The 12,326-nt window shown below is 71.3% G+C and carries 9 protein-coding genes and 1 pseudogene; 7 read left to right on the top strand and 3 right to left on the bottom strand.

Features of this window, described 5'->3' with window-relative positions; all coding sequences use genetic code 11:
- Positions 1-48 precede the first annotated feature (48 nt).
- The 5 genes and pseudogenes from ORI94_RS22265 to ORI94_RS22250 all read left to right on the top strand — a co-directional run bounded on the left by ORI94_RS22265 (position 49) and on the right by ORI94_RS22250 (position 4,482).
- Positions 49-465, top strand: a complete 417-nt coding sequence (locus tag ORI94_RS22265; RefSeq protein ID WP_266078434.1) for an SsgA family sporulation/cell division regulator — start codon at positions 49-51, stop codon at positions 463-465.
- Positions 466-694: 229 nt separating this feature from the next.
- Positions 695-1,330: pseudogene (locus tag ORI94_RS35590) on the top strand (ATP-binding cassette domain-containing protein); the annotation flags it as partial.
- A 30-nt stretch (positions 1,331-1,360) separates the two neighbouring features.
- Entirely contained in the window at positions 1,361-2,407 is a 1,047-nt protein-coding gene (locus tag ORI94_RS35585; protein WP_416237868.1) for an ATP-binding cassette domain-containing protein, read from the top strand.
- A 178-nt stretch (positions 2,408-2,585) separates the two neighbouring features.
- Positions 2,586-3,362, top strand: a complete 777-nt coding sequence (gene ddaH, locus ORI94_RS22255) for a dimethylargininase (RefSeq protein ID WP_266078429.1) — start codon at positions 2,586-2,588, stop codon at positions 3,360-3,362.
- Between the two features lie 145 nt (positions 3,363-3,507).
- Positions 3,508-4,482, top strand: coding sequence for an acyl-ACP desaturase (locus ORI94_RS22250; RefSeq protein WP_266078428.1), 975 nt, complete (start codon positions 3,508-3,510; stop codon positions 4,480-4,482).
- A gap of 98 nt (positions 4,483-4,580) precedes the next feature.
- Here ORI94_RS22250 and ORI94_RS22245 read toward each other — a convergent pair whose 3' ends face one another.
- The 3 genes from ORI94_RS22245 to ORI94_RS22235 form a co-directional block, all read right to left on the bottom strand.
- Positions 4,581-4,826, bottom strand: a complete 246-nt coding sequence (locus tag ORI94_RS22245) for a WhiB family transcriptional regulator (protein ID WP_266078426.1) — start codon at positions 4,824-4,826, stop codon at positions 4,581-4,583.
- A 240-nt stretch (positions 4,827-5,066) separates the two neighbouring features.
- Positions 5,067-6,107, bottom strand: a complete 1,041-nt coding sequence (locus ORI94_RS22240) for a LacI family DNA-binding transcriptional regulator (protein ID WP_266078424.1) — start codon at positions 6,105-6,107, stop codon at positions 5,067-5,069.
- A 170-nt stretch (positions 6,108-6,277) separates the two neighbouring features.
- Entirely contained in the window at positions 6,278-7,279 is a 1,002-nt protein-coding gene (locus ORI94_RS22235; protein WP_266078422.1) for a multicopper oxidase domain-containing protein, read from the bottom strand.
- Positions 7,280-7,563: 284 nt separating this feature from the next.
- On the opposite strand from ORI94_RS22235, the gene ORI94_RS22230 reads away from it, so the two are divergent.
- The gene (locus ORI94_RS22230; protein WP_266078420.1) at positions 7,564-10,050 is read left to right on the top strand and encodes a ThuA domain-containing protein; all 2,487 of its coding nucleotides are present in this window, start codon (positions 7,564-7,566) and stop codon (positions 10,048-10,050) included.
- An 8-nt stretch (positions 10,051-10,058) separates the two neighbouring features.
- Positions 10,059-12,275, top strand: a complete 2,217-nt coding sequence (locus ORI94_RS22225) for an OmpL47-type beta-barrel domain-containing protein (protein ID WP_266078418.1) — start codon at positions 10,059-10,061, stop codon at positions 12,273-12,275.
- Positions 12,276-12,326 lie beyond the last annotated feature (51 nt).

The raw sequence follows: 12,326 nt of genomic DNA, 5'->3' as shown, positions 1-12,326 counted from the left end.
CGCCCTATCCGCCCGGAAGCCGTCCAGCCGTCACGAGGGAGCAAGGCGTTGTCCACCGTCATCGAGCAGCCCGTCGAGGCCCGTCTCGTCGCCGCCGCGCCGCGGATGGCGAGCATACCCGCCACTCTGCGTTACGACCGGAGCGATCCGTTCGCCGTCCGCATGACCTTTCCCGCTCCCGCCACCCTGGAGGGCGTCGAGGTCTGCTGGACCTTCGCCCGCGAGCTGCTCACGGCGGGGCTGCACGAGCCCGAGGGCCACGGTGACGTCCGCGTGCGGCCGTACGGCTACGACCGGACCGTGCTGGAGTTCCACGCCCCGGAGGGAACCGCCGTCGTGCATGTCCGCTCGGGCGAGATACGCCGGTTCCTGGAGGCGGCCGGCGAACTCGTGCCGGCCGGCCTGGAGCACCTCCAGTTCGACCTGGACCGCGATCTCGCCGAGCTGATCCGCGACGCCTGCTGAGCGGGCGGCCCGGCCGGCGCTCCTTGCGTCCTGCGGCCCTGCGGACCCCGCGGAAAACGCGTTGACAGCCGTCTTCGGCCCTTCGTACGGTGGACGGGCTTCTGTTGCCGTCGAGGGGAGAGGGACGTTGCTCGTCTGAGGTCCCGAGACACCGCGTCACACCCGTGGGGTGTGTACGCAGCGTGCGACCTCGGCGTACGAGCCGTCCTTGCGGAACAGGGCTTTCCTCATGCCCGCGTCTCCCCGCCCGGCTCCCGGTCGCCGTCTCCCGCGGTGTCTCGACACGCGTCTGCCCCGACCGCACCACGCAACCGCAGAGGCCCGCATGTCCACAGCCATCACCTGTACCGCCCTGTCCTTCACCTGGCCCGACGGCACCCCCGTCCTCGAGGCCCTCGACGTCGCCTTCGCCCCCGGCCGGACCGGCCTCATCGGCGTCAACGGGTCGGGGAAATCAACCCTGCTGAAGCTGATCTCCGGTGAACTCCGGCCGACCGGCGGCACCGTCCGCGTCACCGGCGAGGTGGGGCACCTGTCGCAGAACGTCGCCCTCGACACCTCGCTGAGGGTCGACGAGGCGCTCGGTATCGCCGCACAGCGGGCCGCGCTGCACGCCATCGAGGCGGGCGACGTGGCCGAGGCGCACTTCGAGACGGTCGGCGACGACTGGGACGTGGAGGAGCGCGCCCTGGCCACGCTCGGCGAACTCGGCCTGGGAGGCATCGGGCTGGACCGCACCATCGGCGAGGTCTCGGGCGGCGAGTCGGTGCTGCTGCGGCTGGCCGCGCTGCTGCTGGACCGACCCGACGTGCTGCTGCTCGACGAACCCACCAACAACCTCGACCTGTACGCCCGCAGGCGGCTGTACACGGCCGTCGGGAACTGGCCGGGCCTCATGGTCGTGGTCAGCCACGACCGCGAACTGCTGGAACTGGTCGACCAGATCGCCGATCTGCGCTCCGGAGAGGTGACCTGGTACGGCGGCAGCTACACGGCCTACGAGGAGGCGCTCGCGGTCGAACAGGAGGCGGCCGGGCGCATGGTACGGGTCGCCGAGGCGGACCTGCGCAAACAGAAACGCGAACTTGCGGACGCGCAGGTCAAGTTGGCCCGCCGCAAGCGGTACGGGCAGAAGATGTGGGACCAGAAGCGCGAGCCGAAGGTCGTCATGGGTGCCCGCAAACGGGCGGCCCAGGAGTCCGCGGGCAAGCACCGCATCATGCACGAGGAGAGACTCGCCGGGGCGAAGGAGCGGCTCGACGAGGCGGCGGAGGCCGTGCGGGACGACGACGAGATCCGCGTCGACCTGCCGTGCACGGCCGTGCCGCCGGGACGCACCGTCCTCACCCTCACGGACCTCGAACTCGCTTACGGTGCCCGGGTGAGGGGCTGCTTCGAGCTGCGGGGCCCGGAGCGGGTCGCGCTGATCGGGCGCAACGGCGCGGGCAAGACGACGCTGCTGCGCACCGTCGCGGGTGAACTCCCGCCGGTGTCCGGGGAGGCGACGGCACAGGTTCCGCTGCGGTTCCTGCCGCAGCGCCTCGATGTCCTCGACGGCGAGCTGAGCGTCGCCGAGAACGTCGCACGGTTCGCACCGGACGCCACCGACAACCGGATCCGGGCGCGGCTGGCCCGCTTCCTGTTCCGGGGCGCCCGCGCCGACCAGAAGGCGGTGACACTGTCCGGCGGCGAACGCTTCCGGGCGGCGCTGGCCGCGCTGATGCTGGCCGAGCCGGCTCCGCAGCTGCTGATGCTGGACGAGCCGACCAACAACCTCGACATCGCCAGCGTCCGGCAGCTCACCACGGCGCTGGAGTCCTACGAGGGGGCGCTGGTCGTGGCGAGCCACGACCTGCCGTTCCTGGAGTCGGTGGGGATCACGCGCTGGCTGCTGATGGAGGAGGGGGAACTGAAGGAGATCGCACCGGAAGCGGTCGGGTGACCCGGGTACGACCTGCGTGGGCCGGTCACCGGTGGCGGATCACCAGGCCGCCGGGGGGTGGCCCGGGCCGGGTCCGCCCTGCATGATGGCTGCGTCGGCACCCGGGGGAAACCGGCCGGCCCACCGGTGCCCTCGGTACCGGCGGCAGTCCCGCCCCGTCCGATACGGAGTCCCGCACGTGCCCAGCAAGAAGGCTCTCGTCCGCCGCCCCGGCCCCCGACTGGCCGAAGGACTGGTGACCCATGTCGAACGGCGGGGCGTCGACGTCGACCGCGCGACGGAGCAGTGGGAGGCGTACTGCGAGGTGCTGCGCGAGCACGGCTGGGAGACGGTCGAGGTGGTCCCGGCCGATGACTGCCCGGACTCCGTGTTCGTCGAGGACACGGTCGTCGTGTACCGGAACGTGGCCCTGATCGCCCGGCCCGGCGCCGAGTCCCGGCGCGCGGAGACCGTCGGGGTCGAGGAGGCCGTGGCCGCGCTGGGCTGTTCGGTGAACTGGGTCTGGGAGCCGGGCACACTGGACGGCGGGGACGTGCTCAAGATCGGCGACACGGTGTACGTGGGCCGGGGCGGGCGCACCAACGCGGCCGGGATCCAGCAGCTGCGGGCGACGTTCGAACCGCTGGGCGCCCGGGTGGCCGCGGTGCCCGTGAGCAAGGTGCTGCATCTGAAGTCGGCGGTGACGGCGCTGCCGGACGGAACGGTCCTCGGACACGTTCCGCAGGTGGACGCGCCGTCGCTGTTCCCCCGCTTCCTGCCGGTGCCGGAGGAGTCCGGGGCGCATGTGGTACTGCTCGGCGGGGACCGGCTGCTGATGGCGGCGAGCGCGCCGAAGACGGCTGAGCTGTTCGCGGACCTCGGTTACGCGCCGGCGCTGGTGGACATCGGGGAGTTCGAGAAGCTCGAGGGCTGCGTCACCTGCCTCTCGGTGCGGCTGCGGGACCTGTACTCCTGACGGGCGCCCCCGGTCCTGATCAGCGGCCCTTACGACACGCTTAACCTACGGTTTCGTAACCTACGGATTCGTAGCCTACGATTTCGTAGGTTGTCGGCGCCGCTCGCCGACGCCCCGTACATGTCCCCGTCCCCTGGAGTACCGCATGTCGATCGCCTCTCCCCACCTCGGCAGCTCTTCCGCCTGGACCGACGCCCGGCTGCTGTACGCGCTGGAGGAAGTGGTCGAGACGGAACTCAACCGGCACCTGAAGGTCGCCAAGGACTGGATGCCTCACGAGTACGTGCCGTTCAGCGACGCGCGCAACTTCCCCGGCTTCTTCGAGGACGGCGAGGCCTGGGAGAAGGGGCAGTCCAAGGTCACCGAGGTCGGCCGGATCGCCCTGGTGGTGAACCTGCTGACCGAGGACAACCTGCCGAGCTACCACCACGAGATCGCCACGCTGTTCGGCCGCGAGGGAGCCTGGGGCACCTGGGTGCACCGCTGGACCGCGGAGGAGGGCCGGCACGGCATCGTGATGCGGGACTACCTGCTCGCCTCTCGGGCGGTGGACCCGGACAAGCTGGAGCAGTTCCGCATGTCCCACATGAGCGAGGGCTTCGAGTCGGACAACCGCCACTCGATGCTGCACTCGGTCGCCTATGTCGCGTTCCAGGAGCTGGCCACCCGTATCTCGCACCGCAACACCGGCCACCAGTCCGGTGACCCGGTCTGCGACCGGATGCTGTCGCGCATCGCGACCGACGAGAACCTCCACATGGTCTTCTACCGGAACCTGCTCAAGGCCGCCTTCGAGCTCGCTCCCGACCTCACGATGCAGGCGGTGCGGGACGTCGTCGTGAACTTCCGGATGCCGGGCCACAGCATTCCCGGCTTCGAGCGGGCCGCGGCGCAGATGGCGATCGGCGAGGTCTACAACCTGCGCATCCACCACGACGACGTGCTCCAGCCGGTGATCCGCTTCCTGAAGGTCATGGAGATCGACGGGCTCGGTCCCGAGGGCGTCCAGGCCCAGGAGGAGCTCGGCCTGTTCCTCGGCGGTCTGGACTCCGAGGCGAGCAAGTTCGACGAGAAGCTCGCGGCGCGCAAGGCCCGGATGGCGGCGCGGGCGGCCGGCTGACCCCCGCCCTCCCCCGGCGGCGGGCCGCCCCGTCAGCCGGGGCGGCCCGCCGCCGCCTCCCCCGACGCCCTTACCGACCCGTCCGCCCTCGCCACCCGTCACCCGGACGTACGGCGCAGCTCCAGCCGCTCCTTCTCGGAGAGTCCGCCCCAGACGCCGAAGCGCATGTCGTTGGTCACGGCGTAGTCGAGGCAGGCGGCCCGGATGGGGCACAGTCCGCAGATCAGCTTGGCGTCACGGACCGAGCTGCCGGGCTCGGGGAAGAAGAAGTCTCCCCCGGTCTGCGCGCACAGGGCCTCCTCCTGCCACGCGAGGTCGGGCGACGCGATGGTGTCGATGTGCATGCCCGACAGCGTGCCGGGCGGCGAAAAACGTTCGATCAACGCGGGATCAACGCGGCTCCCCGCGCCCCGGCTCCCGGCCCGCCCCCCGGACGCCCGTGCCCGCACCCGTTCCGACCGCACGAACGATGCCCGCCCCGGCGCCGGAACGCACGGCGGCGCACGGAGCGTTTCACGCCGGGGCACGGGCACACGCGGCACGCGCGGGCGCCGTCGGAGACAGCGGCCCGGGCTGTCCGGGCCTCACGCGGAGGCGCGGCGTACCAGGGTCGTCGGGAAGACCACGCTGGAGGGGGCGCCGCCCGCGGTCTCGCGCACGGCGGTGGTGCGGTCGAGGCCGCGCAGCAGGAGCCGGGCCATGAGCCGGCCCATCTCCTCGATGTCCTGGCGGACGGTGGTCAGCGGGGGGTCGGTCTGCTCCGCGAACGGCAGCATGTCGTCGAAGCCGACCACCGCCACGTCGTCCGGCACCCGGCGCCCGTGCTCGCGCAGGACCCGCAGCGCGCCCACCGCGGTGAGGTCGTTGGCGGCGAACACGGCGTCCAGGCCGGGGCAGCTCTCCAGCAGCTCCCGCATCGCCCGCTCGCCACCGGCGAGGGTGAAGTCACCCTCCGCGACGAGCCGCGGATCGGCGTCGGCCATGGCGTCCCGGTAGCCGTCGAGCCGGTCCACGGCCGAGGTCTGGTCCAGGGCGCCGGTGATGTGCGCGACCCGGCCGCGGCCGAGGCCGAGCAGGTACCGCACGGCGTCACGGGCGCCGCCGCGGTTGTCGCTGTCGACGTAGACGACGCCGTTCCTGCCGCCGGACCAGCCGGGCCGGCCGCCGAAGACGACCGGGACCCCCGCACGCTGGATCAGTTCGGGCAGCGGGTCGTCGAGGTGCAGCGAGAAGACCAGCGCGCCGTCGACATGGCCGCCGGCCAGGTAGCGGGCGACGCGGGCGTGGTCGTGACGGCCCTCGGTGAGCAGCAGCACGAGCTGGTTGTCGTGCGCGGTCAGCTCCCTGCTGATGCCGCGCAGCTGGCGGGCGAAGAAGGGGTCGGCGAAGACGCGGCTCTCGGGTTCGGCGACGACGACGGCGATGGCGTCGTGCCGGTTCGTCACGAGGGTGCGGGCGGCCTGGTTGGGCACGTAGCCGAGCTCCTCCACCGCCTGCCGGACGCGCTCGGCCAGGGGTTCGGTGACGCCGTCGGCGCCGTTGACCACGCGGGAGACGGTGGCCCGCGAGACCCCGGCCCGCGCGGCCACGGCCTCCAGGGTGGGGCGCGGCACTGTCTCGGTCACGTCGGGAGCTCCTCACCAGCGGCTGCGGATCAGGATAGCTCCGTGGCTCCGGGGGGCGGGAGCGCTCCCGCCGAGGGGCAGTCCCGCCGTACGCCCGTGCCCCGGGCCCCACACCCCAGGCCCCCGCGCCCCGCGGCCGCGTGCCGCGTGTGCCCGTGCCCCGGACCCCGTCAGTGCTCGTGTTCCCCGCCCCCGCTCTCCTCGGGGGCGGGCTCCTGGCCGTGGTCGTGTTCGTGCGGCTCGTAGCCGGGGATCGTGCCGTCCGGCTTCTTCACCAGGAACATTCCGGTCATGCCCATGTCGGAGTGGCTCTGGACGTGGCAGTGGTACATCCAGGCCCCCGCCCCCACCCCCTCCCCCGCGATCACCTGGAAGCCGAAGGAGTCCGCGGGGCCGACGATCTTGTTGTCGACGACCCGGCTCGGGTCGTCGGGTCCGGTGAGCATGCCGGTGCGGTTGTCGGCCCAGCGGTGACCGTGCATGTGGAAGGTGTGGTAGTACTCGCCGTGCGTGATCATGACGATCTCCACGCGGTCGCCGACGGTGGCCTCGAGGTCGGGGCCGGTGTGGGCGGGCCTGTTGTTGATCGTCATGTCGTTGAAGACGATCGTGTGCGTGCGGTCCGGCAGGACGTCTCCCTTGCGCCGCACGATCACCCCGCCGTACAGGCCGTTGCGGATGCCGCCGGTGCCGTGTTCCGTGCCGACGACGTGGTCGTGGTAGTGCCAGTAGCCGGCGCTGCCCGACCGCCAGGTCCCGTCCGGGCGCCGTCCGGGTTTGTGGGTGCGCCAGGTGTAGGTGCGGGTGCCGCCGGGCGCGACGTCGCTGCGGTTCGTCCTGGTGCCGTCGCTGGAGATCTCGTAGTCCAGACCGTGGACGTGCAGGCTCACCGCCACGTCCATGGTGTTCTCGAACTCGACGTGCAGCGTGTCGCCCTCGTTGAGCTCGATCAGCGGGCCGGGGACGGACGCCTTCCCCTTCTCCAGGCCGTAGCCCATCTTTCCGCCCTCGAGGCGCTCGGCGTACAGCTTGACGCGTCTCACCTCGCCGCCGGCGGGCGCGGTCTTCGCCGGGGTCGGGGCGCTCACCGCCTCGGCGGACCCCAGGGACAACGATGTCGCGGCGACCGCGCCACCCAGCAGTACCCGCCGGTTGAAGCCGCGTCTGTCCATGCCGAACTCCCCCTACTGGTACGAACGTGATGGTGCCGATGACGGAGAGGCGTGAGCACAATGACGGTGCGACGGCCACGAGTTGGTTGTCATGAACCCGAGAAACCGTACCGGCCACCCTTCCGTTTATCCACACTCAGGACAAAGTTCGTTTCATCGCAGCCATAGGTATTGGCGTGTGACGCAAAGAGGTCTAGCTTCCTTGACGCTGTTGCCGCGACCGAGGAGGGGTGGGTGGCCACGTGCGGTTCACATCACGTCAAGGACCCGTGCGCTTGCACGGGTTGAGCACGAGAAGCACGAGAGCGACCAGAACCGGACGAAGGGCCTGGGCGGCGACCGTCGCCGCCGGGGCCGTCGCCGCCGGACTGCTGTCGGGGCCCGCCGCCACCGCGCGTCCGGCTCCCGACCCGGACCTGACAACGATGTCGATCAAGTCGCCCCCGGGCGGCGCGAACGTACGGGTGCTGCTGTTCCACGGTTCCGCCGCGGCCGGCGACGAGTCGCCGCTGGTGAACGCCGGGATCGAGGCAATCGAGAAGATCGGGCTGTCCGGTCCGCGGAACCAGCGGTTCACGGTCACGGCGACGGACAACGCCTCGGTGTTCACCAACGGCACCAGGCTGAGCCGCTTCAACGCGGTCGTCTTCCTCACCGGCGGCGGGGATGTCCTCGACCCGGCCCAGGAGGCGGGCCTGGAGGCCTACATGGAGGCCGGCGGCGGGTTCGTCGGCGTTCATGACGCGGCCCGCGCGGAGCCGTACTCGGACTGGTTCACCGGTCTCATCGGCGCCCGTCCGGCCGCGTCCGGCCCCACGGACGTCCAGCGGGCGACCGTCGAGGTCGGCGACCGGCGGCATCCGGCGACCAAGAGCCTGCCGCAGGAGTGGAAGCGGCCCGACCAGTGGCTGAACTGGGAGAAGAACCCGTCCGGCGAGGTGCACACCCTCGCCAGGGTCCGCGAGTCGAGCTACCGGCCGGGGACGGGCGCGGCCGGCGCCGACCACCCCGTGAGCTGGTGCCGGGACTACGACGGCGGCCGGTCCTTCTACACCGGCATGGGCGGCACGGTGTCGTCGTACGACGAGACCGACTTCCGCGACCACCTGCGCGGCGCCCTGCTGTGGACCAGCCGGCTGGTGCAGGCCGACTGCAAGGCGACGATCAGCGGCAACTACGAGGCCGAGCGGCTGACCCGGCCCAACCAGCCGGGACGGAACGACCAGATCGGGGAGCCGCACGGACTGGTCACCGCCCCCGACGGCCGCGTCTTCTACATCGGCCGCGGCGGCGCCGACTCCTCGCAGCCCGTGGTCACCGACTGGAACGACCCGGACATCGGCAAGGGCACGGGCGAGATCCACGTCTACGACCCGAGGACCGGGGAGGTCACGCTCGCCGGGGCGCTCACCGTCTTCGGCAACAAGGGCAGCGGCGACGAACTGGTCAAGGTCGAGGAGGGGCTGCTCGGCATCGAGCTGGACCCGCGGTTCGAGCGGAACGGGTGGGTGTACCTGCACTACACGCCCCACTCGGAGATCGACCGCGACAAGCGCATGGCCGACCGGCGGGTCTCCCGCTTCACGTTCGACGAGTCCACCGGCAAGCTGGACCCGGCCAGTGAGAAGGTCCTGCTCGACTGGCCGGTGCAGATCCACAGCTGCTGCCACTCCGGCGGCGGGCTGGCCTGGGACTCCAAGGGCAACCTGTACATCGCCACCGGTGACAACAACTCCAGCAGGTTCAGCGACGGTTACTCGGGCAACAACCCCGAGCCGAACTACAAGGGCGTCTCCTTCGCGGACGCGCGCCGCACCTCCGGCAACACCAACAACCTCAACGGCAAGATCCTGCGCATCCACCCGGAACCGGACGGCACGTACACCCTCCCCGAAGGCAACCTGTTCACGGGGGAGGAGAGCGCCGAGGGCGGCGGCAAGACACGCGGCGAGATCTACGTGATGGGTGTGCGCAACCCGGCTCGCATCTCGGTCGACCCGGCGACCGACGTGCTCTACGCCGGCTGGGTCGGCCCGGACGCCGGCCAGCCGTCGACGACCTGGGGCCCGGCCAAGTACGACACCTTCGCCGCGATCACGAAGGCGTCCAACCGCGGCTGGCCGTACTGCATGGGCAACAAGCAGCCCTACCGGGACCGGAACCTTCCCGACCCGTCGCAGCCCCTTGGCTGGTACGACTGCGACAACCCGAAGAACGAGTCGCCGAACAACGACGGTCTGGTCGACCTGCCGCCGGTGACCGGCAACAACATCTGGTACTCGCCGCAGGGCGGCGCCCCGGACTTCCCCCGCGACGAAAACGGTGTCCCGTCCTACAGGCAGGAGGAGGCCACCTACCGGCTGCCCTGGCTCAAGGGCGGCGGCCAGGCCGCGATGAACGGGCCCGTCTACCGCTTCGACGAGGAGAGCGGCAGCGACACCAAGTGGCCGGCCTACTGGGACGGCAAGTGGTTCGTCGGCGACTTCTACGACGCCGGCCAGCCGCGCAACGCGGTGCTCATGAACCCGAAGACGCAGGGCGACGGCGGACTGCCGGTGCACTCGGAGTCGTTGAAGAAGATCGTGCCGGTCGGCAACGACGGCATCAAGAGCCTGATGGACTGGAAGTTCGGTCCGGACGGCGCGCTGTACGTCCTGGACTACGGCCGCGGTTTCTTCACCTCGGACGCGAAGTCCGCTCTGTGGCGGGTCACCTACACGGGCGGCGGTCCGACCCCGGCCGCCGGTCAGCTGGCGAGAAAGGCCGAGTGAAACCAGTGATGCACAGGCAACGAAGAGTCTGGGCGGCCCTGCTGGCCACCCTCCTGATGATGCTCGGCCTGCAGACCGTCTCCGCGGCCGGCGAGCCGGAGGCCGGGCGGACGGGGAGGGCGGGGGCCGCGGCGGACCAGGTGCTCACCTGGACCGCGGGCAACGACATCGACACGTACCTCACGGCACCGGCGACCGCGGTGGCCGGACCGGCGACGATCGTCTTCGAGAACAGCGCGGCCACCGGCAACACCACCGGCATGCCGCACACGTTGACGTTCGCCACGTCGGACCCCGAGTTCAACGACGACGTCCAGCTGAACATCCTGGCCAACCCCGGTGACGCCCGGGGCGGCCGGCACACCGCCGAGGTCACGCTCACCCCGGGGCGCTACTTCTACCACTGCACGATCCCCGGTCACGGCGCGATGCGGGGCGTCCTGGTGGTGACCGAGGCCGGCGGGGAGGACACCACGGCGCCCGAGGCGACGGCCTCGGTGACCGGCACGCAGAACGCCGGGGGCGCGTACGTCGGTTCGGCGAGCGTCGCCGTCACGGCCACCGACGAGGGCTCGGGCGTCGACCGGATCGAGTACGCGCTCGGCGCCGACGGCGCCTGGCAGCCGTACACCGCGCCGGTGGTCGTCGACCGGGTCGGCGCGCACACGGTGCGCTACCGCGCACTGGACAAGGCGGGCAACGTCTCGGCCGTCAGGAGCGTCGGCTTCACCGTCGTCGCCCCGCCGACGGACGACACCACCGCGCCGGAGACCTCGGCGACGGTGGACGGCGAGAAGAACGCCGACGGCGACTACATCGACATGGCGACCGTCACCGTCAGCGCCTCCGACACGGGCTCCGGGGTGAACACCATCGAGTACGCGCTCGGCGCCGACGGCGCCTGGCAGGCGTACGGCGGCCCGGTGATGGTGCATCAGGCCGGCACCCACACCGTGCGTTACCGCGCCACCGACAAGGCGGGCAACGTCTCGGCGGTCAGGAGCGTCGGGTTCACCGTCGTCACCGCACCCCCGCAGGACACCACCCCGCCGGTGACGGGCGTGAACGTCGAGGGGGCGAAGAACTCCGACGGGGCGTACGTCGGCAGCGCGAAGGTGACCGTCAGCGCCACCGACGCCCACGGGTCCGGCGTCGCCTCCATCGAGTACTCGCTCGACTCCGGGCCCTACCTGGCGTACACGGAGCCCGTCGTCGTCGACCGGGCGGGCAGGCACACCGTCGCGTACCGGGCGGGCGACCGGGCGGGCAACACCTCCGCGCCGCTCACGGTGAGCTTCACCGTCGTGGCCGGCCAGGTCCCCGCGCCGCCCTGCCCGGAGTACGACGAGCGGCTGACGGTGTTCGTCGGCGAGGTCGACTCGGGCGTGCCCAACCGGGTCACCAACAACCGGTGCAGGATCGGAGAGCTGATCGAGGACGAGAAGGAGTGGACGTCCAGCGCGCTGTTCCTGAAGCACGTGAGGGGCGTGCTGGACAAGCTGAAGAAGGAAGGTGTCATCGACCGGCGGGAACTCCGGGCCGTCAACCAGGCGGCCCGCCGGTCCGGGATCGGCGAGCCGGGCCGGACCGACGGCTACCGCAGGATCCTCGACGGCAGCGCGGAGGCGTTCGCCGAGTGGCAGCAGGTGGGCGGTGGCTCGTTCGCGCTGAACCCGGACGGATCGATCACCTCCGGCACCACGAGGCCCGGGCTCGGCATGCTGTGGTTCCCCGAGCGCAAGTACGGCGACTTCTCGCTGAAGCTGCAGTGGCGTGACGACGCCCCGGGGACCGGGAACGCCAACTCCGGTGTGTTCGTACGGTTCCCGCAGGTCCACGACCACCCGGAGGAGACCCGGCCGGAGTGGGTCGCCATCAAGTACGGGCACGAGGTCCAGGTGTTCGACTCGCCCACCGGCGACATGTACAAGACGGGCTCGGTCTACGGCTTCGACCGCGTGGGTCTGGCCGGCGCCGGTGTGACGCAGAAGGGCACCTGGAACGACTACGAGATCCGGGTGGAGGGCCAGCACTACTCGGTCTTCCGCAACGGTGTGCTGATCAACGAGTTCGACAACACCGGCGGTCAGGACTTCACCCCGCCGCGCTCGGACGACCCGGGCACGGACGGGCGGCGGTTCGCCTCCGGCTACATCGGGCTCCAGGTCCACGGCACCACCGACGTGGTGTCGTTCCGGGACGTCCGGATCAAGGAACTGCCGTGACACAGCGCTGACGTGCCCGTGAGGGTGATCCGGCGCGCCGGGTCGGGAGGC

Source organism: Streptomyces sp. NEAU-W12, assembly GCF_026242095.1.
Taxonomy (GTDB): domain Bacteria; phylum Actinomycetota; class Actinomycetes; order Streptomycetales; family Streptomycetaceae; genus Streptomyces.
This window is presented reverse-complemented; position numbering and strand designations above follow the sequence as displayed.